Annotated in this window: 22 protein-coding genes; 15 read left to right on the top strand and 7 right to left on the bottom strand. The window is 61.6% G+C overall.

Annotated elements, in window-relative coordinates; all coding sequences use genetic code 11:
* Positions 1-93: 93 nt before the first annotated feature.
* From AB1E34_RS02025 to AB1E34_RS02040, 4 genes are read left to right on the top strand one after another with little or no spacing between them, the layout of a single operon-like run.
* Positions 94-2,907 (top strand): molybdopterin oxidoreductase family protein, encoded by a 2,814-nt coding sequence (locus AB1E34_RS02025; protein ID WP_372570664.1) that lies wholly within the window; start codon positions 94-96, stop codon positions 2,905-2,907.
* The gene (locus AB1E34_RS02030; protein WP_372570665.1) at positions 2,904-3,752 is read left to right on the top strand and encodes an alpha/beta fold hydrolase; all 849 of its coding nucleotides are present in this window, start codon (positions 2,904-2,906) and stop codon (positions 3,750-3,752) included. The genes AB1E34_RS02025 and AB1E34_RS02030 overlap by 4 nt, the downstream gene beginning before the upstream one ends.
* Complete coding sequence (locus tag AB1E34_RS02035; protein WP_372570666.1) at positions 3,749-4,513, top strand: 4Fe-4S dicluster domain-containing protein; 765 nt, start codon at positions 3,749-3,751, stop codon at positions 4,511-4,513. The genes AB1E34_RS02030 and AB1E34_RS02035 overlap by 4 nt, the downstream gene beginning before the upstream one ends.
* Positions 4,513-5,385 (top strand): dimethyl sulfoxide reductase anchor subunit family protein, encoded by an 873-nt coding sequence (locus AB1E34_RS02040; RefSeq protein WP_372570667.1) that lies wholly within the window; start codon positions 4,513-4,515, stop codon positions 5,383-5,385. The genes AB1E34_RS02035 and AB1E34_RS02040 overlap by 1 nt, the downstream gene beginning before the upstream one ends.
* Before the next feature lie 43 nt (positions 5,386-5,428).
* Here AB1E34_RS02040 and dapA read toward each other — a convergent pair whose 3' ends face one another.
* Positions 5,429-6,301, bottom strand: coding sequence for a 4-hydroxy-tetrahydrodipicolinate synthase (dapA, locus tag AB1E34_RS02045; protein ID WP_372570668.1), 873 nt, complete (start codon positions 6,299-6,301; stop codon positions 5,429-5,431).
* 128 nt (positions 6,302-6,429) lie between these two features.
* On the opposite strand from dapA, the gene AB1E34_RS02050 reads away from it, so the two are divergent.
* Positions 6,430-8,412 (top strand): lytic transglycosylase domain-containing protein, encoded by a 1,983-nt coding sequence (locus tag AB1E34_RS02050; protein ID WP_372570669.1) that lies wholly within the window; start codon positions 6,430-6,432, stop codon positions 8,410-8,412.
* On the opposite strand, the gene AB1E34_RS02055 is transcribed toward AB1E34_RS02050, so the two are convergent.
* Together AB1E34_RS02055 and mnmC2 are read right to left on the bottom strand one after the other, a co-directional pair.
* On the bottom strand, positions 8,377-9,216 hold the full coding sequence (locus AB1E34_RS02055; RefSeq protein WP_372570763.1) for a DMT family transporter: 840 nt from the start codon (positions 9,214-9,216) through the stop codon (positions 8,377-8,379). The two genes, AB1E34_RS02050 and AB1E34_RS02055, sit on opposite strands and share 36 nt — an antisense overlap.
* A gap of 35 nt (positions 9,217-9,251) precedes the next feature.
* Positions 9,252-9,917: a tRNA (5-methylaminomethyl-2-thiouridine)(34)-methyltransferase MnmC2 gene (gene mnmC2, locus AB1E34_RS02060; RefSeq protein WP_372570670.1), complete on the bottom strand. Its 666-nt coding sequence runs from the start codon at positions 9,915-9,917 to the stop codon at positions 9,252-9,254.
* A 113-nt stretch (positions 9,918-10,030) separates the two neighbouring features.
* Between mnmC2 and AB1E34_RS02065 the strand changes: the two genes are divergently transcribed.
* Entirely contained in the window at positions 10,031-11,071 is a 1,041-nt protein-coding gene (locus AB1E34_RS02065; protein WP_372570671.1) for an NAD(P)/FAD-dependent oxidoreductase, read from the top strand.
* Here the strand turns inward: AB1E34_RS02065 and AB1E34_RS02070 are convergent.
* From AB1E34_RS02070 to AB1E34_RS02080, 3 genes are all read right to left on the bottom strand, one after another.
* Complete coding sequence (locus tag AB1E34_RS02070; protein WP_372570672.1) at positions 11,049-11,858, bottom strand: HTD2 family dehydratase; 810 nt, start codon at positions 11,856-11,858, stop codon at positions 11,049-11,051. The two genes, AB1E34_RS02065 and AB1E34_RS02070, sit on opposite strands and share 23 nt — an antisense overlap.
* A gap of 22 nt (positions 11,859-11,880) precedes the next feature.
* Positions 11,881-12,420: an NADPH-dependent FMN reductase gene (locus AB1E34_RS02075; protein WP_372570673.1), complete on the bottom strand. Its 540-nt coding sequence runs from the start codon at positions 12,418-12,420 to the stop codon at positions 11,881-11,883.
* 102 nt (positions 12,421-12,522) lie between these two features.
* Complete coding sequence (locus tag AB1E34_RS02080; RefSeq protein ID WP_372570674.1) at positions 12,523-13,182, bottom strand: YiaD family glycine zipper/OmpA-like lipoprotein; 660 nt, start codon at positions 13,180-13,182, stop codon at positions 12,523-12,525.
* Positions 13,183-13,418: 236 nt separating this feature from the next.
* Between AB1E34_RS02080 and AB1E34_RS02085 the strand changes: the two genes are divergently transcribed.
* The 9 genes from AB1E34_RS02085 (at position 13,419) to speB (ending at position 20,486) form a co-directional block, all read left to right on the top strand.
* Positions 13,419-14,387 (top strand): cation efflux transmembrane domain-containing protein, encoded by a 969-nt coding sequence (locus AB1E34_RS02085; protein ID WP_372570675.1) that lies wholly within the window; start codon positions 13,419-13,421, stop codon positions 14,385-14,387.
* 54 nt (positions 14,388-14,441) lie between these two features.
* Positions 14,442-15,056 (top strand): ribonuclease D, encoded by a 615-nt coding sequence (locus tag AB1E34_RS02090; RefSeq protein WP_372570676.1) that lies wholly within the window; start codon positions 14,442-14,444, stop codon positions 15,054-15,056.
* A complete protein-coding gene (locus AB1E34_RS02095; protein WP_372570677.1) occupies positions 15,053-16,021 on the top strand; it encodes a KpsF/GutQ family sugar-phosphate isomerase in 969 nt (322 codons plus the stop codon). The genes AB1E34_RS02090 and AB1E34_RS02095 overlap by 4 nt, the downstream gene beginning before the upstream one ends.
* Positions 16,022-16,034: 13 nt before the next feature.
* A complete protein-coding gene (locus AB1E34_RS02100) occupies positions 16,035-16,634 on the top strand; it encodes a hypothetical protein (RefSeq protein WP_372570678.1) in 600 nt (199 codons plus the stop codon).
* Positions 16,635-16,637: 3 nt separating this feature from the next.
* Complete coding sequence (lptA, locus tag AB1E34_RS02105; RefSeq protein WP_372570679.1) at positions 16,638-17,129, top strand: lipopolysaccharide transport periplasmic protein LptA; 492 nt, start codon at positions 16,638-16,640, stop codon at positions 17,127-17,129.
* On the top strand, positions 17,129-17,887 hold the full coding sequence (gene lptB / locus AB1E34_RS02110) for an LPS export ABC transporter ATP-binding protein (protein WP_372570680.1): 759 nt from the start codon (positions 17,129-17,131) through the stop codon (positions 17,885-17,887). The genes lptA and lptB overlap by 1 nt, the downstream gene beginning before the upstream one ends.
* 247 nt (positions 17,888-18,134) lie before the next feature.
* A complete protein-coding gene (hpf, locus tag AB1E34_RS02115) occupies positions 18,135-18,698 on the top strand; it encodes a ribosome hibernation-promoting factor, HPF/YfiA family (protein WP_306198591.1) in 564 nt (187 codons plus the stop codon).
* Positions 18,699-18,761: 63 nt separating this feature from the next.
* On the top strand, positions 18,762-19,226 hold the full coding sequence (locus AB1E34_RS02120; RefSeq protein ID WP_372570681.1) for a PTS sugar transporter subunit IIA: 465 nt from the start codon (positions 18,762-18,764) through the stop codon (positions 19,224-19,226).
* A gap of 291 nt (positions 19,227-19,517) precedes the next feature.
* On the top strand, positions 19,518-20,486 hold the full coding sequence (gene speB / locus AB1E34_RS02125; protein ID WP_372570682.1) for an agmatinase: 969 nt from the start codon (positions 19,518-19,520) through the stop codon (positions 20,484-20,486).
* A gap of 49 nt (positions 20,487-20,535) precedes the next feature.
* Here the strand turns inward: speB and dapD are convergent, their stop codons facing one another.
* A complete protein-coding gene (gene dapD, locus AB1E34_RS02130) occupies positions 20,536-21,363 on the bottom strand; it encodes a 2,3,4,5-tetrahydropyridine-2,6-dicarboxylate N-succinyltransferase (RefSeq protein ID WP_372570683.1) in 828 nt (275 codons plus the stop codon).
* Between the last annotated feature and the right edge of the window lie 69 nt (positions 21,364-21,432).

A 21,432-nucleotide genomic window follows, 5' to 3' on the forward strand; every position in this document is an offset into this window, starting at 1 on the left:
AACAAAAGCAAATTCTGAACGGCAAAACGAAAAAAATGTTCCTGAATTCGCACGGATGTGGGAAGGATCGAACTGAAACCGACAGGGGCCGATATGAACCAGCCGAAAATCGATACCTCGCCCGCCGTGTCCGACGAGGTGCGCAAAACGACCTGCTACATGTGCGCCTGCCGGTGTGGCATCAACGTCCACATGAAAGACGGCAAGGTTGCCTATATCGAAGGCAATCGGGATCACCCGGTGAACAAGGGCGTCTTGTGCGCCAAGGGTTCGGCGGGGATCATGCAGGTCAATGCGCCCTCGCGTCTGAAGGCGCCGCTGAAACGGGTCGGCCCGCGCGGGTCTGGAGAGTTCGAAGAGATCAGCTGGGACGAGGCGCTGGACATCGCCGCCGGTTGGCTGGAGCCGATCCGCAAGGATGACCCCTCGAAACTGGCCTTTTTCACCGGTCGCGATCAGTCGCAGAGCTTCACCAGTTTCTGGGCGCAAAACTTCGGCACCCCGAACTACGCCGCCCATGGCGGTTTCTGCTCGGTCAACATGGCGGCGGCTGGCATCTACACGATGGGCGGCGCCTTCTGGGAATTCGGCCAGCCGGATTGGGAGCATACCAAACTGTTCATGCTGTTCGGCGTCGCCGAAGACCATGACAGCAACCCGATCAAGATGGGTATTGGTAAGATCAAGGCCCGTGGCGCGCGCGTGATCGGGGTGAACCCGATCCGCTCGGGCTATAATGCGGTGGCCGATGACTGGGTGGGCATCACGCCGGGCACCGACGGCTTGTTCATCCTGGCGCTGGTGCATGTGCTGATGAAAGCGGGCAAGATCGACCTCGATTACCTCAGCCGCTACACCAACGCGCCAGTACTGGTAAACGCCTCGGAAGGCCCGGAACAGGGTCTGTTTTTGCGCGACGGCGATGGCAAACCGCTGGTCATCGACCGCAATACCGGCAAACCGACCGCCTTCGACAAGAAAGGCGTGCGTCCGGACCTGTCGGCCACCTATGAGAAGGACGGCGTGACCCATCGCCCGGTCTTCCACCAGATGGCAGAACGCTACCTCAGCGACGAATACGCGCCCGAGGCGGTTGCCGAGCGCTGCGGCATCCCGGCAGGCAAGATCCGCGCGATCGCCGCCGAACTGGCCCGCGTCGCCTTTGACGAAGCGTTCGAGTTGGACAAGGAATGGACCGATTTCCGGGGCGAGACGCATTCCAAGATGATCGGCCGTCCCGTCTCGATGCACTCCATGCGCGGCATCTCGGCCCATGCCAACGGGTTCCAGACCTGCCGCGCCCTGCATGTGCTGCAGATTCTGCTGGGCACGGTCGAGGTGCCCGGCGGCTTCCGCTTTAAACCGCCCTATCCCAAACCGGTCGAGGCGCATCCGGTGCCCCATGTGGGCGTGACCCCTAACCAGCCGCTGGACGGCCCGCATCTGGGTTTCGTGCGCGGGCCCGAGCATCTGGCACTGAAAAAGGATGGCAGCCCGGCGCGGATCGACAAGGCGTTCACCTGGGAAAACCCGATGTCCAGCCACGGGCTGATGCATATGGTGATCTCAAACGCGCATGCGGGCGATCCATACAAGATCGACACGCTGTTCATGTATATGGCCAACATGTCGTGGAACTCGACCATGAACACCAAGGGTGTCATGGAGATGCTGACCGACAAGGATGAGAATGGCGAGTATGTGATCCCCCGGATCATCTATTCCGACGCCTATTCGTCCGAGATGGTGGCTTATGCCGATCTGATCCTGCCTGACACAACCTATCTGGAGCGCCACGACTGTATCTCGCTGCTCGACCGCCCGATCTGCGAGGCGGACGCGGCGGCGGATGCGATCAGATGGCCCGTGATAGAGCCTGATCGCGATGTGCGCGGCTTCCAGACCGTGCTGGTGCAACTGGCCAACAAGATGGGTCTACCCGGCTTCACCAATGAGGACGGTTCGGCCAAATACACCGATTACGCCGACTACATCGTCAATCATGAACGCAAGCCGGGCATCGGGCCGCTGGCCGGGTTTCGGGGCGAGAACGGCGATCAGGAAGGGCGCGGCGCGGTCAATCCGGACCAGATGGACCGCTATATCGAAAACGGCAGCTTCTACGTCTCGCATATCCCCGATGGCGCAGATTACTACAAGCCGTGGAACAGCGCCTATCAGGACTGGGCGGTGGGCATGGGCATCTATGACAGCCCGCAGCCCTACCTGTTTCAGCTTTATGTAGAGCCTATGCGCAAGTTCCAACTGGCCGCTGAGGGGCATGGTGAGCGCCAACCCCCCGATCACTTGCGCGATCGCATCAAGGAACAGCTGGACCCGCTGCCGATCTGGTATGAAACAGATCAGGCTGGCAATGAAGGCTATACTGTCAACGCGCTGACACAGCGGCCGATGGCGATGTATCACTCCTGGGGCACCCAGAACGCCTGGCTGCGGCAGTTGCATGGGCGCAACCCGCTTTACGTGCCGACCAAGCTGATGCACAAACACGGGCTGAGTGACGGCGACTGGGCGCGAGTGTCTTCCTCGCATGGTGCCATCACCGTACCGGTGATGGAGATGGCTTCGCTCAACGAAAACACCGTCTGGACCTGGAACGCCATCGGCAAGCGCAAGGGGGCATGGGCGCTTTCCGACGACGCACCAGAGGCCACCAAAGGCTTCCTGCTCAACCATCTGATCCACGAATTGCTGCCGCCCAAGGGCGACGGGCTGCGCTGGGCCAATTCCGACCCGGTCACCGGGCAGGCCGCGTGGTTCGATCTGAAGGTAAAGATCGAAAAGTCTGCGGCACCAAGCGACGCGCAGAGCCAGCCGGAATTTGCGCCGATCAAGTCTCCGGTTGGTCAGGGGCCAGACGCGCTGGCCTGGAAAGTCGCGAAATGAGGCAGCACCGGATCACCGGGCATGGGGGCGTCGGGCTTGAGGTCTTTGACCTCGGCCCCGAAGACGCGCCGCCGATCCTGTTGATACATGGCTGGTCGCAGCATCACCTGAGTTGGGAGCGACAGTACCCTCTGGCGGATGAATTCCGGCTGATCATGCCGGACCTGCGCGGCCACGGGGCGTCGGACAAACCGGATGAACCCGAGGCCTACGACAATTCGACCCCATGGGCAGGCGATATAGCCGCCATAATCGAGAGCCTCGCGCTTGATCATCCAGTTCTGATTGGCTGGTCGATGGGTGGGACCGTTTCATGCGACTATATCCGGTGCTTTGGCGACGACGCGCTGTCCGGTTTCGGCCTTATCGGCTCCTTCGTGGGGACCGGCGCGCATATGGCGCCCGAGGCGCGCGAAGCGAGAGCGCATGACATTGGCGTGCAGGCCAAGGGGATGCTGTCCGAAGATCAAGCCGACAACCTCGCGGACACATTGAGCTTTGTTAGAGCCTGTTTTCATCATCAACCCGATCCTGATGATCTGGCCCGGATGGTGGGATACAACATGCTCTGCCCGCCACATGTTCGCGCGGCATCGCGCCAGCGCAGCGAGGATTACCGGGCTGACGTGGCCAAAATCAGCAAACCCGCGCTGGTGCTGTGCGGTGCCCATGATCGCCCCGCGCCTCCGGCGGCAAGTGCCGACGCCGCTCGCGTGCTTCCGGGCGCGCGGGCCATCACCTACGAAGATTGCGGGCACAGCCCGTTCTGGGAAGAGCCTGATCGGTTCAACGCCGACATCGCGGCTTTTGCCCGAAACTGTTTCAACACGGAGCCAGGCACATGACCGAGCTACCCACCACGACCGAGCGCAAGATGGGCCTGGTCATCGACCTGGACACCTGCGTCGGCTGCCATGCCTGCGTGATTTCCTGCAAAGGCTGGAACACCGAGAATTACGGCGCGCCGCTCAGCGATCAAAACCCCTATGGCGCCGATCCCTCGGGCACCTTCCTGAACCGGGTGCATTCCTATGAGGTGCAGCCGGAGACCGGCCCGGCGCAGTTGATCCATTTCCCGAAATCCTGCCTGCATTGCGAGGATGCGCCCTGCGTCACCGTCTGCCCCACCGGGGCCAGCTACAAGCGGGTCGAGGATGGGATCGTGCTGGTCAATGAAAGCGACTGCATCGGCTGCGGTCTTTGCGCCTGGGCTTGTCCCTATGGCGCGCGCGAGCTGGATCAGGCCGAGGGCGTGATGAAGAAATGCACGCTATGTGTCGACCGCATCTACAACGAAAACCTACCCGAGGAAGACCGCGTGCCGTCTTGCGTGCGTACCTGCCCGGCGGGTGCGCGGCATTTCGGTGACTTCGCCGACCCCGACAGCAATGTCAGCAAGCTGACCGCCGAACGTGGCGGCATGGACCTGATGCCTGAAATGGACACCAAGCCGGTGAACAAATACCTGCCCCCGCGCCCCAAGGACCAGATCGACGAGCAGATCGACATTCTTGCCCCGCTGCTGGCCCCGGTTGCCGAAGAGGCGGGTGGGTTCCTCGGCTGGCTGGACAAAGCGCTCGATAAAATGCCCGGAGGATCCCGCTGATGCATCCTGCACCATCCGTAATTGTCTTCACTACCCTCTCGGGTCTGGGGTTCGGCCTGTTGTTCTTTCTGGGCTTGGGCCTGCCGGACGTCACCGGCTGGGTCGCCTTTACCTTCTTTGCCATCGCCTACGCGCTGGCGGTTGGCGGGCTGATGGCCTCAACCTTCCACCTCGGGCATCCCGAGCGCGCGCTGAAAGCGTTCACGCAATGGAAGTCCAGCTGGCTCAGCCGCGAGGGCTGGTGCGCGGTGATCGCGCTGGTTCTGATGGGACTCTACGCGCTGGGCGTGGTGTTTCTGGGCCAAAGATGGGGGTTTCTGGGCCTATTAGGCTCTGTTTTTTCCCTTCTGACCGTCTTTACCACTTCAATGATCTATACCCAGCTCAAGACGATCCCGCGCTGGAATATGAAGCTGACACCGGCCGTGTTCCTGTCCTTCAGCCTGGCGGGCGGGGCCTTGCTGGCCGGGCAGGTCGGGGCCGCGCTGCCCCTGCTGCTGGTCGCGGCTTTGGTGCAGTTGGGCTATTGGCAGATGGGCGATCGGGCGCTTGCGCATTCAGGCACGGATCTGGGCACTGCAACCGGTCTCGGCGCGCGCGGCAGCGTCCGCGCGTTTGAGCCGCCCCATACCGGCACCAACTATCTGCTGCGTGAATTCGTGCATGTGGTGGGCCGCAAGCATAGTGACAAACTGCGCATCATCGCCTTTGGCCTAGCCTTTGTGGTACCGGCGATATTGCTGCTGCTGCCCTTCGGCCACCTGTTCGCGCTGATTGCGGTCCTGTCTCATCTGGCAGGCGTCGCCACCTCGCGCTGGCTTTTCTTTGCCCAGGCCGAGCACGTCGTCGGTCTGTATTACGGCAAGAGATGAGAACACGTGAGAGGGGGTCAGCCCCCTCTCGACCTTATGGGCCTTAGATCAGGCCCGCGTGTTTCATGGCCGCGTCGATGGCATCCTTGGTGCCGTCTTCGAGGCAGGTGAGCGGCAGCCGCACCTCTTCTGAACAAAGATCCAGCTTGCTCATGGCGTATTTTGCGCCAACCAAACCGGGCTCCATGAAGATCGCTTCGTGCAGAGGCATCAGCTTGTCCTGATAGTCGAGCGCCGCCGCATAGTCGCCGCGCAGCGTGGCCTGCTGGAATTCGGCACAAAGGCGCGGTGCGACATTTGCGGTGACCGAAATACAGCCGACACCGCCATGGGCGTTGAAGCCCAGCGCGGTGGCATCCTCGCCCGAGAGCTGGATGAAATCCTTGCCGCAGCTTGCGCGCTGCTGGCTGACGCGGGCCAGATCACCGGTTGCGTCCTTGACGCCGACGATGCGGGGCAGTTGCGACAACGCGCCCATAGTTTCGGGCGTCATGTCGACAATCGAGCGGCCGGGAATGTTGTAGATGATGATCGGCACATCGGCGCAATCATGCAGGGCGGTATAATGCGCAACCATGCCCCGTTGGGTCGGTTTGTTGTAGTAGGGCGTGACCACAAGCGCCGCATCCGCGCCGATGCGGGCGGCAAATTCGACAAAGCGGATCGCTTCGATCGTGTTGTTCGATCCCGCCCCCGCAATCACCGGCACCCGGCCCGCAGCTGTTTTGACAACCTCTTCGATCACGGCCTCATGCTCGTCATGGCTCAGCGTTGGGCTTTCGCCGGTGGTGCCCACGGGCACCAGACCGGTCGATCCCTCGCTGATATGCCACTCGACCAGACGTTTGAGCGTTTCCAGATCGAGCTCGCCGTTGCGGAACGGGGTGACGAGGGCAGGCATTGAGCCTTTGAACATGGAACGCTCCCTAGAATTCGGTCACGACGCACGGAATGCGCGCCAATCAAGCGCACCGGCACAAATGTGAGTTGATCCCGGCGGCGCACGGCTTATCGTGAAAGGCTCTAGCCTTGGTTTGCCGGGAAATGCAAGTGATCTCACGCGTTCTATCCGCTCTTGTCGTCCTAATTGGTGTTGGTTTCTGGGCGTCCGCCCCCGCAGGGGCCGATCCGGCCGGGGATTTGCGTGCCGGTTTGGCGCAAATGCGCAAAGGCGACTGGAACGAAGCCCTGCGGGTTTCGGGCCGGCGCGGCTCGGTATCGCGGGACGTCATCGTCTGGCATTGGCTGCGCAACGGGTTTGGCAGTTCGGGCGATGTGCTGGTGTTTCTGGACCGGCGCGCCGATTGGCCGGGGCTGGATTGGCTGCGCCGCAAGAGCGAGCCGAGCTTCACCAATGCCGATCCCGACCGGGTGTTGAGTTTCTATGCAGGCAAACCGCCCCAGACCGCCGAAGGCGCGTTGAACTATGTCGTGGCGCTGAAATCGACGGGGCATCAGGGCGATGCCGAGGCGGAACTGGTAAAGGCCTGGCGCACTATGCCGATGGGCAGCGGGTTGCAGAAGAATTATCTGGAGAATTTCAGCCGATTGCTGAAGCCGCATCATGCCGCCCGGCTCGACCGGATGTTGTGGGACGGGCATATGGTCAGCGCCAAACAGATGCTACCGCTGGTCAGTTCGGGCCAGCAAAAGCTGGCCGAAGCCCGGATCGCCCTGCGCGGCATGGCACCGGGTGTGGATAGCAAGATCAAGGCGATCCCCGCTGCGCTGATGGACTCTCCTGGCCTCGCCTATGAGCGGTTTGTTTGGCGAGATCGCAAGGAACTGGACGACAGCGCCATCGATCTGATGCTGGAGCGTTCCTCAAGCGCGGAGGCGCTGGGAGAGCCCGATCAATGGGCTGAACGCCGCCGCCGCCTGACCCGGCTGGAAATGCGCAATGGAGACCCTAAAAAGGCCTATCGCATGGCCGCGCGCCATCACATGACGCCGGATATGGGCTATGCCTATGCCGATCTGGAATGGCTTGCGGGCTATATCGCGCTGCGTCGCCTGAACGATCCCAACACCGCTGCGCAGCATTTCGAGCGTTTCGATGCGGCGATCCAATCCCCGATCTCGAAAGGGCGTGCGGGCTATTGGAAGGGGCGGGCCTATGCGGCGGCGGGTGATGCGGACAAGGCGCATGAGGCCTATGCGATGGGCGCGGACTACCAGACCTCGTTCTATGGGCTTTTGGCCGCAGAACAGATCGGGCGGCCCTTCGATGCGCATCTGGCCAGCCCGCCCGTTCATCCGCCCTGGCAGGACGCCGCATTCACCAATTCCAGCGTGCTGGAGGCGGGCCTGCTGCTGCAACAGATCGGCGAGCGGGATTTGTCGGAACGTTTCCTGACCCACCTGGCCGAGAGCCTGGATTCCGTGCAAGCCGCGCAGTTGGGCGAGATGGCCATCGACAAGGGCGAATCTCATCTGGCGGTGATGATCTCGAAACGTGCCGCCCGCACCGGTCAGGTGCTGCATGCGGCGTACTACCCGGTGCACCCGGTCGCCAAGCTGAACCTGCCGATGGCAAAGGAAATGACCCTGGCCATCGCCCGGCGCGAGAGCGAGTTCGATCCGGTGGTGATCAGCGGCGCAGGCGCGCGCGGGCTGATGCAGGTGATGCCTGCGACGGCGAAACTGGTGGCCAAGGATCTGGGCGTTCTGGGCGGGCACAGGACCGACCGGCTGACCTCGGACTGGAAGTACAATGCCAAGCTGGGCGCAAACTACCTTGCGGGTCTCGCCGGCGATTTCAACGGCAACGTGGTGATGATGGCCGCCGGGTATAATGCCGGGCCTCGCCGCCCGATTTCGTGGATGCAGCGCTTCGGCGATCCGCGCCGCAGTGCGGTGGACATGGTCGACTGGATCGAGCACATCCCCTTCAAGGAAACCCGGAATTACGTGATGCGCGTCACCGAAAGCCTGCCGGTTTACCGCGCACGGCTGGGGCAAGATCCGCTGCCGGTGCCCTTTTCGACAGAGCTATCGGGATCGACCCTGAGCGCGTTCGCGCCATAAGGTGAACAGCCCCGCCGCAACGATCAGTGACGCACCGACCACAACGGATGTTCTGAGGTGCTCGCTGAACACGACGATGCCGAGGATCGCGCTCCAGAGCAGGTGGAAATAGGCGAAGGGCTGCACCGCGCTGGCTTCGGCCATCTCGTAGCATTTGATCAGCACCCAATGGCCCAGGACGCCGCTGACACACAGCGCGGCCATCCAGCCCCAGTCCGGCGGGCTCATCGGTTGCCAGAACCAGAGCCCGATACAGGTCATCGCGGCTGCCCCTGCGACACCGGTCCAGAAAAAGCTGGTCTCGGCACTGTCGCGGCGGGCGGCATAGCGGGTCAGCAAACCGTAAAGCGCAAACAACAGGGCCGAGATCAATGGGATCACTGCCCAGATGTTAAAAACACCCCGCCCCGGTTGCAGGATGATCAGCACGCCGATGCAGCCGACAACAATCGCCATCCAGCGCCGCCAACCGACCTTTTCGCCCAGAATAGGTCCACTTAGAGCCGCAATGATCAACGGATAACAGATGAAGACGGCCATGCTGTCGATCAGGCCCAGAATGGTGAAGCCGTAAACCGCAACACAAACCTCGGTGGCCAGAAGCAGCCCGCGCAGGATCTGCAAACCCAGCTGATCGGTGCGCGCCGCTTGCCGCAGCCCACCAGACCGGCGCGTTGCAAGCGCCACCACAAAGGCGGCAAAAAACCAGTAGCGGATCATCACCACCATGTATGTGTTGTAGGCCCCAGCCAGATGGCGCGAGATGCCGTCCTGCAAGGCAAAGATCACCGTCGCCGCGAGCATCAGCGCGATACCTGCAGGAATGTTGTTCTGCTGGCTCACGCTTTCACCGCGCGGGTCATGTGCCGCTTGCGGCCATAGCCGGGGCTGCGGGTGACGGAGAAGCCTGCCGCCTCCAGCCCCCGTCGCACGAAACCGGCCGCCGTATAGGTCGCCGCTGTTCCGCCTTGCCCCGTATGTGCTGCCACCTCTGCCATCAACTCCGGCTGCCACAGCTCGGGATTACGTGCTGGCGAGAAGCCATCGAGGAACCAGGCATCCGCCTGCCCATCCCAAGCGCCAAGCGTTTCGCGCGCATCGCCGTGAATGACGCTTAGATGAAGATTGTCCAAATCGCAGGACTGTCCGTCCCAACCGCTTAGAAACCGATCCCCCCAAGGCGCAAGCTCAGGGAAGGCGGCCAAGGCGCGGGCCATTTCATCCTGCGCCATCGGGAATGCCTCGAAACTGGTGAAGCGCAGCGGCGTGGTCTGCCCGCTACGCTCCCATTCGGCCCAGACGGTCAGCATGTTCAGGCCGGTCCCAAAACCCAACTCAGCAATGTGAAAGCCCTCGGCGAACCGCCCCGGCAGATCATTGCCCGCCAGAAACACGTGGCGTGTCTCTTCCAACCCGTTCTGGAGCGAGAAATAGGGGTCGTCGAACCGGTCCGACACCGGTACTCCGGCCTCGGTCCAGCTGAGTTCGGCGCGTTGGTCGCTCATGCCCTGATCCACCCGTTTTCCCAAGCACCGCCTGATCCGAAACCGTTTCACACTTGTCGGATTGCGCTCTAGAGATATCCGCAACGGCGCGACACTGAAGAAAGGCAGCAATCTTGGCAAGCATCGATATCACCATTCGCGGAGCGGGCATATTCGGGCTCTCGATCGCGTGGGTTTGCGCCCGGCGCGGCGCGAAGGTGCAGGTGGTGGACCCGAACGGCCCAGGTGCGGGATCGTCCGGCGGTCTGGTCGGCGCTTTGGCCCCACATGTGCCGGAAAACTGGAATGCCAAGAAGGCCTTTCAGTTTGACAGCCTCATGCTGGCCGAACCGTTCTGGCGGGATGTTGAGGCCGCGGGCGGCGTCTCACCCGGTTATGCGCGGCTGGGGCGATTGCAGCCGATCCTCGACGACAAGGCGCTGCATCTGGCGCGCGCGCGTGAGGTTTCGGCCCGGTCGCTTTGGCAAGGCGCGGCGGACTGGTCGGTGCGCCCGTCAGCCGAGGTTGGAAACTGGGCCCCGGCATCACCCACCGGCTACGTGATCCACGACACGCTGACTGCGCGCATGCATCCACGTCGCGCCTGCGCCGCGCTGAGTGCGGCGCTGACGACCTTGGGAACGCAGATTGTGCGCGAGGCGGAAGATGCCGGGCAAGTTCTGCACGCCACCGGTGTGCATGATCTGGCGGAGCTGAGCCGGGCCTTTGGCAAGACAGTGGGTAACGGCGTCAAAGGTCAGGCTGCTCTGCTGCGGTTCAACGCGGGCGAGGTTCCACAGATCTTTGCCGATGCGGTGCATATCGTGCCCCATGCGGATGGCACGGTCGCCATCGGCTCGACCTCGGAACGGGACTATAGCGACCCTAACACTACCGATTCTGTACTGGACGATGTTCTGGACCGAGCCACGCGCGCCCTGCCCGTGTTGCACGGTGCCGAGGTGATCGAGCGTTGGGCCGGGGTACGGCCCCGGTCACGCAGCCGCGCGCCGATGCTGGGCGACCACCCGCTGCATCCCGGCCAGTTCATCGCGAATGGCGGCTTCAAGATCGGCTTTGGCATGGCCCCGAAGATCGCACAGGTGATGGCCGATCTGATGCTGGAAGGCAGGGATGAGATTCCCGAGGATTTCAGGCCTGAGAAATCGCTTTGAACTGCGCCTCCATACACAGGCGCCCATCCGGGCCACGCACCCATAGGGCCTGATCCTTGAGGCACAATTCAGCTGTTTCCGTATGGGTCAGCGGTGCGGTGGCGCGAAAGCCGAAACGCGCCAGCGGCCCGCAAAGATCCTGCGCGAACAGCATCAGCAACTGCGCCAGCAGCGGCCCATGCACCACCAGCCCGGCATACCCTTCGACCTCACGGGCGTAGTCCAGATCATAGTGGATGCGGTGGCCGTTGAAGGTCAGCGCCGAGTATCGGAACAAGAGCGTGCTATCGAACTGGAAGATGCGCCTTTCGGCCTCATCGGTGCGCGCGACGGGCGGCGCGGGGGGCGACGCTCCCGGCGCAGGGTCTTCGCGATAGACCAGATCCTGCCACTCCGTTACGCAGAGCCGCCCGCCCTGATGATAATCGTGCCGCAAGGTGACGAACCCCAACGGGCCGGAACGGCCATGTTTCGTGCTCGACACTTCCAGAACCGAGCGCCGCTCGGCGTCTTGTCCGGCCAGAAGCGGATGGTGGAAGGTCAGCCGACCACCAGCCCACATCCGGCGCGGCAGGCCCATATCCGGGATCAACCCGCCCTGTCCCACGCGCGGATGGCCGTCGCGGCCCAAAGCCTCCGGCGGCTGAGGAGACCAGAAATAGAGGTGATGAAAGAACGGCGGCAAGGGATCGCCCGGTGCGACGCTCTCCGACCGGCCTAGAGTGATCAACCCCGCCGCCGCGCGGGCGGGGTCAAGCGGATCGTTATGGGTCTCGGGAGACAGCATTTTCAGAGCCTAATAAGGCGAATTAGGCGATCTGAGCACGCAGCTTCTCCATCAGTGCCTGCAACGACTGTTCATAACGTTCATTCTTCAACCGGCCATCGTCGTGAAACTCGGCCGAGCTACTGGCCACATGGACCTCTGGGCCGGTGATCAGGCGGGGCTGGAACGGCACCAGAAAGGTTCGCAGGATCATCTGCGACCGCTCGCCGCCCGCGCGGCCTGCGGCGGCGGACATCACGGCGACCGGCTTGTCGGCCCAGGGATTGCCCTTGGTGCGGCTCACCCAGTCCAGCGCGTTTTTCAGCACGCCAGAGGGGCCCTTGTTGTATTCCGGGGTCGAGATGACGATGGCATGGGCCTGTGCAATCTGATCGGTCAGCACCTGCACCGCTTCGGGGATGCCTGCGTCGGCTTCCACATCGCCATCATAAAGCGGCAAGTTCAGGTCAGCTTCGATGAACTCGGAGGGGCCAAACAACCGCGCCGCCTCGCGCATGAGCTTGCGATTGGTGGCTTCGCGTCGCAGCGATCCGGAAATACCAACAAGAACGGGGGTCGACATGCAATTCCTCCATCAGATGCGTTTGCCCTGATCTAGCGCGAGAACGGGCAAGGCCAAAGCCCTGCCCGCGCGCATCAGGTGTTGAGAATTGCAGAGCCGCGATCAGGAATTGCGCGGAATGATATAGATCTCGACCCGCCGGTTCTGCGCCTTACCTGCCGTGGTCAGATTCGAGGCGATGGGCACCTCTTCGCCGCGACCGATGATGGTGATCCGGTCATAGGTCACGCCGCCCGCCTGCAGGATGTCAGCCACCGAGTTGGCGCGCCGCTCGGACAGGTTCAGGTTATACCCGGCATCGCCATCGCTGTCGGTATGACCGACGACCTGAATGGTCGAATCCGGGTAGCGCAGCAGGTTCTGTGCCACCTTGTTCACCTCGCTCCGCAAGGCGGGACGCACGGTGGCGCTGTCAGTGTCGAAGGTGATGTCGCTGGGCAGCGAGACCAGCAGGCGATCACCCTGATTGACGATGGTGATGCCGTCATTGGCCAGTTGCTGGCGCAGCTCGGCGGCCTGTTTGTCCAATTGGTTACCGGCGATGCCACCGGCTGCCGCACCAATCGCGGCCCCGGCCAATGCGCCAAGACCCGGATCGGAATCATTGGCGATCGCGCCGACACCCGCACCAACCAGCCCACCGATCAGGGCGCCCTGCTTGGTGTTCTTGTTCGGATCGGTCTGCGAGGCCAGCGTTGCCGGATCGGTACAGGCACTCAGGGCAACAAGGGCGACAGCTGCGGTAATCTTTACGCTTTTCATGGGAACGGTCACTTTCTGCTCGGTGCGCCGCTTGTCGGCGCGGGACTATGTTTCTGCCATGTTATATCACGCCGAACCGCAACCGGCTCAAGCGCAATGGGACAATCATCGGCAGATAGCCGCGCAATTCAACATCATTCTTGCGTGATCGTCGGATAGCGGCCAACACCGATCAGATTGACCGGGTGCTGGTTTCGCGGATTGATACAGTTGAGACCATCAAGGGAGACGCAAGGATGTCACACGCCAAGAGCGCCGCGCAGAGCGAGGCCCGCGCCTTCCGCCTGAGTATGGTCGCGAACCTGCTGATGGGGGCAGCCGGGGTCGTCGTGGCGGTGCTGTCAAACTCGCAGGCCATTCTGGTGGACGGGCTGTTTTCGCTGGTGGGCTTTGTGGCGGGCTATTTTGCCCTGCGCATCCGCAAACGCGTCAACGCCATCCCCGACCGACACCGCCCCTGGGGCTATGCGGCGGATGAGGCGATCTTTACCACTTTCCGTGCCCTGTCCCTGCTGGGCGTGGTGATCTTCGCCATCCTCGGGGCCGCGACGCGTATCTATGCCTACCTGATGGGCAAACCTATTCCCGAGGTCCAGATGGGGCCAGTCATCATCTATTTCCTGGGGATTAGTGCCACATGTCTGGCGCTCTGGGCGTTTCACTACATGGCCTGGCGCAAAGGCGGGAAGGTCAGCGGCATGCTGCGGATCGAGGCCAGTTCCGCCGCCTTTGACGGGGCGGTCACCATGGTGGCCGGGATCGGCCTGATCGGTGTTTACTATTTGCGTGACAGCGTGCTCGCCCCCGTCACGCCGATCGGGGATTCACTGATCGTCATTGTGTTATGCGGCTTTGCGATTGGCACCTATTGGACCAGCTTCACCAGCGGGCTGGCCGAGCTGGCCGGGGCCACTGCCCCGCCCTCCGAACTGGTCAAGGCGCGCCGGGCCTTGCGCGAGGTCTTCGCGGACTGGCCGGGCAAGGTGGTCGATCTGGCTCTAAGCAAGCTGGGCCGCTCTTATCAGGTGGCGATCTACCTGACACCGGCGCGCGCCTTGACCGGGGCTGAGGTCGACCGGCTGACCCATCAGGCCACACGTGCGCTGGCCCCGGTGCTGGATCGCTCGGACGTATTTGTGATCATCTCGGATCATGGCCGCCACCTGCCGGAACCGGACCCGCCCACGCCGGATCGGCCCGGTTGAGTTCGGGGCCAAAACACCCTATCTCGGGCCGGGTATGTAACGAAGGACCTGCCGGTGGCAAATCATCTCTATAAAAACGATCTGCCCGATGGGCTGGACCTTGGGCCAGTGGTGGCCATCGACTGTGAAACCATGGGGCTGAACCCGCATCGCGACAGGCTCTGCGTGATTCAGATGTCGGGCGGCGACGGCAACGCGCATATCATCCAGGTCGAGAAGGGCCAGACCGAGGCCCCCAATCTCTGCGCCATGCTTACCGACCCGAATGTGCTGAAACTGTTTCACTTCGGGCGGTTCGACGTTGCCGCGATGTATCACGCCTTTGGTGCGCTGGCCGCGCCTGTCTATTGCACCAAGATCGCCAGCCGTCTGGTGCGTACCTACACTGACCGGCACGGGCTCAAGAACCTGTGTCAGGAGCTACTCAGCATCGATATCTCGAAGCAACAGCAGATGAGCGACTGGGGGGCCGAGACGCTGAGCGACGCGCAGCTGGACTATGCGGCCTCGGATGTCCTTTACCTGCATCAGTTGCGCGACAAGCTGAACGCGCGGCTGGAACGTGAGGGGCGTAGCGACATCGCGCAATCCTGCTTCGACTTTCTTCCCACCCGCGCCCGGCTGGATCTGGCCGGGTGGCCGGAAACGGACATTTTTGCGCACTCATGACCGAACAGAAACCCCTCCTCACCGTCGCCCGGCAGGTCATCACCGACGAAGCGAATGCGCTCGAAGTGCTTCGCGACGGGCTGGATGAGCATTTTGAAGAAGCGGTCCAGATGATCCTCGACGCCACCGGGCGGGTGATCGTCAGCGGCATCGGAAAATCAGGCCATATCGGCCACAAGATCGCCGCCACGCTGGCCAGCACCGGCACGCCTGCCTATTTCGTGCACCCCGCCGAGGCCAGCCATGGCGATCTGGGCATGCTGTCCAAGGGCGATGTGGTTCTGGCGATTTCGAATTCGGGCGAAGCGCCCGAACTGGCCAATCTGCTGGCCTTCACCCGCCGCTTCGGCATCCCGCTGATCGGGTTGTCCAGCAAGCCGGAAAGCACGCTGATGAAGGAAGCGGATGTACATCTGCTGATCCCGTCGCTGGGCGAGGCCTGCGGCTATGGGATTGTCCCGTCGATCTCGACCACGCTGACGCTGGCGATGGGGGACGCGCTGGCGATCGCGCTGATGAAGTACCGAGACTTCAGGCCCGAAAATTTCCGAGACTTCCATCCCGGCGGCAAACTGGGCGCGCGGCTGAGCAAGGTCAGTGACCTGATGCATACCGGCGAGGACCTGCCCTTGGTCGCAGCGGATACCGACATGAGCGACGTGCTGCTTGAAATGAGCCAGAAAGGCTTTGGCGTGGCCGGTGTGACGGGACCGGATGACGCGCTGCTGGGCATCATTACCGATGGTGACCTACGGCGTCATATGGACGGTCTGCTGACGCGCACGGCAGGTGACGTGATGACCGAAGACCCGACCACGATCTCGCCCGACTCGCTTGCCGAAGAGGCGGTCTCGATTATGGATCAGCGCAAGATCACTTGCCTTTTCGTGGTTGCCCCCGAACAGGACCAGACCGCACGCGGCCTGATCAAGATTCACGACTGCCTGCGCGTCGGTCTGGGCTGAAAGGGGCGGCAGGGTGGACAGCCATTCCCGACTGGTGCAGTTCCTCAAGGTGCTGCTGCCGCTTGCGGCGTTGGGGCTGCTATCCTCTCTTTTCCTGCTGTCTGACAGTGTCGATCCCGAATCCACGATCCCCTTCGCGGAAGGGGATGTGATCGAACGTATCCGGGATCAGCAGATCACCGAACCCTTTTTCAGCGGCGTCACCGAAAAGGGCGAAGAGATCCAGTTCACCGCAGATGCTGTGAGCCCCGGCGGCGCCTTCAGCCCCGCCGAGGCCAGTAACCTGCGCGCGTTGCTGACACTGAACAATGGCGGCCATATCAACCTGACCGCCAATTCAGGTCATCTGTCGATGGAAGACGAGGTCGCCACCTTCGTTGGTAATGTCGTTATCACCACAGCCGACGGGCTGGAAGTGACCACCGACCTTCTCAATACGTCGACGCGAGAGGTGGCCGGAAGCGCCCCCGGAGACATCGCGGGAAACGGGCCGATCGGGGAATTTACCGCCGGGAGCATGGAGTTGGGGCCAAAAAACAATGACGGCCCCGTCCATCTTCTATTCAAAAACGGCGTTAAACTGATATACGACCCTAAGACATCCGAAAGATAAGCTGTGAACCATTTCCGTACCCTGTGCCTTTGTGTGTTGATTACGCTCTTCGGAGCTGCTGTTGCGGCGCAGGGTGCCAATGTCGCGTTTGGCGCGGTCAAGGCTGACCCGAGCCTGCCGGTCGAAGTCACCGCCGACAATCTCGACGTCAATCAGGAAGACGGCTCGGCCGAATTCACCGGCAATGTCTTCATCTCTCAGGGCGAGATGCGCCTGTCGGCCAAGCGGGTGCTAGTGATTTACGAGAAGGAAAAATCCGGCATTCAGCGGATGGAGGCGACCGGCGATGTCGTGCTGGTCAGCGGACCGGACGCGGCGCAGGCCGAACGGGCCGACTACACGATCGAATCCGGTGTGATCGTCATGACCGGTGACGTCTTGCTGACCCAGGGCCAGAATACGGTGACCTCGAACGAGATGGTGGTCAATCTGGTGACCGGCACGGCGCAGATGACGGGGCGCGTCAAAACCATCCTGAACCCGGAAGGCGACTGATGGCACGCGCCGATCTGACCGTGACAGAGGGCAAATCCGGCCTCAGGATCGACAAGCTGCGCAAGTCCTACAGCAAGCGCACGGTGATCCGTGATGTGTCGATGTCGCTGGGCCGGTCCGAGGTGGTCGCGCTACTGGGGCCGAACGGATCGGGCAAGACGACCACATTTTATGCCATTGCCGGTCTGGTCTTTCCCGAGGCCGGAAAAGTCAGCATCGACGGCCAGAACGTCACCACCCTGCCGATGTATCGCCGCGCGCGCCTTGGCATCGGCTATCTGCCGCAGGAGATGTCGATCTTTCGCGGGTTGAGTGTTGAGGACAACATCTCGGCCGTGCTCGACGTGGCCGAGAAACATGGCCACAAACGCAAGGAACGACTGGAAGAGCTGCTGTCGGACTTCTCGATCGAACATCTGCGCCGCGCACCTGCGCTGGCGCTGTCGGGCGGGGAACGGCGGCGCGTCGAGATTGCCCGCTGCCTGGCCGCCAAGCCCAAATACCTGCTGCTTGACGAACCCTTTGCCGGGGTCGACCCGATCAGCGTCGGAGATATCCGGCATCTGGTCGCCGACCTCAAGAAACGCGGGATCGGCGTGTTGATCACCGACCACAATGTGCGCGAAACGCTCGAGATTGTGGACCGCGCCTATATTCTGCACGACGGGCAGGTTTTGATGTCGGGCACGCCTGCCGAAGTTGTCGACAACGAAAACGTGCGGCGAGTCTACCTTGGCGAGAACTTCCGCATTACCTGATCCGCAAAGTTCTGACGGATTCAAAGGGTGAAATCTCTGATTTTCGGCCCGGTTGCCATTGACTCTCCGTCCGTCTCTTGCCTCAATTGGGACATGGCAGAGCTGTGCTTTATCACGGGTTCCAGGTGTCCCTTTTTTGGGGGGAAACCCGCTCATGAACCGCGCGCCATGCCTGTCCCCACCGCCCGCAAATAAAGACGCATCGGTTTTTGGTGCGACTACGGGCGTGAATTGTGAAGGAGATCACATGCGTTACCAGATCAGCGGAAAACAGATTGATATTGGCGAATCTCTGCAGACTCATGTGCAGACGGAACTTGGCGAGGTCATCCAGAAATATGCCCAGCGCCCAACCGATGCCAACGTCGTGTTTTCACGCTCGGCGCATGAATATGTATGCGAAACAACCGTGCATCTTTCGACCGGGCTGACCGCCCAGGCCAAGGCCCATGCCACTGAAATCTATGCGGCTTTTGAGGGATGCTGCGACAAGATGGAAACCCAGTTGCGCAGATACAAGCGCAGGTTGAAGGACCACCACAAGGACCGCTCCGAGCCGGTTGAACTTTTTGGCGCGTCGTCTTATATCCTCGCATCTGAAGAATCGACCGAGGCCGCAGAACCGGCATCTCTGCAACCCATCATCGTGGCAGAAATGGAAACGCAGATCCCGTCCCTGTCGGTTGGTGAGGCCGTGATGCAGATGGAACTGGCCGGCGCCCCAGTGCTGGTTTTTCGGAACGAGAACAAAGACGGGCTGAACGTCGTGTATCGCCGCGAAGACGGCAATATCGGCTGGATCGACCCGTAAATAGGCAAGAGACAGACAAAGGTGTCACCGTTCGCGGTGGCACGAAATGCGGAGCAAGCACAGATGGAGCTTTCAAGCATCCTCAAACCCGAAGCTGTAAGGGTATTCTCAACAGCTTCGAGCAAGAAGCGTCTGTTTCAAGAGATCGCCGATCTGGCTTTCGCCGTGCATGGTCAGAAGCCCGAAGCAACGGTCGAAGCCTTGCTGGAGCGCGAAAGCCTTGGGCCAACCGGCGTCGGGCATGGTGTCGCCCTGCCGCATGCCCGGCTGACAACGCTCGACAAGGTCTCGGGCGTCTTCATCCTGCTGGAAAAACCCATCGATTTCGGCGCCGTGGACCGGCAGCCCGTCGATATTGCCTTTGCGCTTTTTGCACCCGAAGACGCTGGTGTCGAACACCTCAAGGCGCTGGCGCTGGTGTCTCGCACGTTGCGTGACCAGGCGATCTGCAACAAGCTGCGGTCCAATCTGGACCCCGCCAAGTTGCATGCGATCCTGACCGAGTCACATCCCGTTCAGGCCGCCTGATACTGGCATCTCTGGTAGCGAAACACTGTACGGCCAACCCATGGCCGCACAGCGTTTCATAAGCTCAGCGAGCCTCAAGCCATGAAGACCGAATAGAGAAACAAGTGGTGCCAGAACTATCTGCCCATCCTGGTTACTGATCTCTTGCCGGATCTCATCTGCACCCGGCAGGCCAGAAAACCCAAGAACTCAAAGCGCCAACGGTCTATAGCTTTGCGAGAACGGCTGCTGCCATATATCGGCACGGCCGGACCCTAACGCCTGACACGCAGAAACCCGAAAGGACCACATATGACGCAACACGGATATGAGGCAGGTCGCCTGAATCTTCCTTTTGTTGGCATATCAACCTTCGGAAAGTCGCCATATGTGCAGGATTGGGAGGCCATCGATGCCGATGTGGCGATCCTTGGCGCACCGTTCGATTTCGGAACCCAGTGGCGTGCAGGCGCGCGGTTTGGGCCGCGGGCGATCCGCGAGGCGTCGACTCTGTTTTCCTTTGGCCACGGTGGTGCTTATGACCATGAGGATGATATCACCTACCTGCCCGCTGATGCCGTGCGCATGGTCGATATCGGTGACGCCGATATCATCCATACCGATACGCTGAAAAGCCATGCCAATATCGAATACGGTGTGCGTCAGATCCTGAAGGCTGGGGCGATCCCGATCACGCTTGGCGGCGATCATTCGGTCAACATCCCCTGCGTGAATGCCTTTGACGATCAGGGGCCGATTCATATCGTCCAGATCGACGCGCATCTGGACTTTGTCGATGAGCGCCATGGGGTCCGCTATGGCCATGGCAATCCGATGCGGCGCGCTGCGGAAAAGGGTTATGTGACCGGCCTCAGCCAGATCGGCATCCGCAACGTCTCTTCCACGACCAAGGAAGGTTATGAGGATGCCCGCAAAATGGGCTCCGACATTCTATCGGTGCGGCAATTCCGCAAGCTGGGTGTCGAGGCTGTGCTGGGCCGCATCCCCGCAGGCATGCGGTACTATGTGACCATCGATATCGACGGCTTCGATCCGTCCATCGCGCCGGGAACAGGCACACCCAGCCATGGCGGGTTTCTCTATTATGAGATGCTTGAATTGCTCGATGGCTTGACCAGGCAGGGTACCATCGTCGGGTTGGACCTGGTCGAAGTCGCCCCCGACTATGATCATTCAGGCACCACCGCTATCCTTGCGGCACAGATCCTGATGAACACAATCGGGCGGATGCTGCATAACCGATCCGAAGACGCCACATAATGCAGGCTGCGGAGGTGTACTCCACAGCCCATCGGAGCACTCTGTCAGGTCAGTCCCGCAGCAACTCGTTGATGCCGGTTTTCGACCGGGTCTTTTCGTCCACCCGCTTCACGATCACCGCGCAATAAAGGCTGATGTTGTTCTTCGACGGCATCGAGCCCGCCACGACCACGGAATAAGGCGGCACCTCGCCATAAGTGACCTCACCGGTTTCGCGATCGACGATCTTGGTCGACTTGCCGATGAACACGCCCATGCCCAGAACCGAGCCTTCGCGCACGATGCAGCCTTCGACCACTTCGGAGCGCGCCCCGATAAAGCAGTTGTCCTCGATGATCGTCGGGCCTGACTGCATCGGCTCCAACACGCCGCCGATGCCGACGCCGCCGGACAGATGCACGTTCTTGCCGATCTGGGCGCAGGAGCCGACGGTGGCCCAGGTGTCGACCATGGTGCCCTCATCCACATAGGCGCCCAGGTTCACGAAGGATGGCATCAACACAACGCCGGGCGCGATAAAGGCGGATTTGCGCACCACGCAGTTGGGCACCGCGCGGAAGCCTGCATCGCGCCACTGGTTGTCACCCCAGCCCGCGAACTTGCTGTCGACCTTGTCCCACCAGCCACCGCTTTGCGGGCCGCCCTGCTGCTGCTCCATATCCTTGATGCGGAAGCCCAGCAGAACCGCCTTCTTGGCCCACTGGTTCACATGCCAGGACCCATCGCCCTGCTTCTCGGCCACCCGCAGAGAGCCGCTGTCCAACGCGTTCAGCGTATCCTCGATCGCTTCGCGCTGTTCACCGGTGGTGGCCGGGGTGATGGTATCGCGCGCGTCCCACGCGGCTTCGATGGCCGTTTCCAGTTGCGTGTTGGACATCAGCTTACTCCCTGCAATATCTGGTCATGTCGGTGTCGCCTATATGCAAATGGTAACCATTGCGCAATG

This window comes from Ruegeria jejuensis, assembly GCF_041537905.1.
In the GTDB taxonomy this organism is placed as follows: domain Bacteria; phylum Pseudomonadota; class Alphaproteobacteria; order Rhodobacterales; family Rhodobacteraceae; genus Ruegeria_C.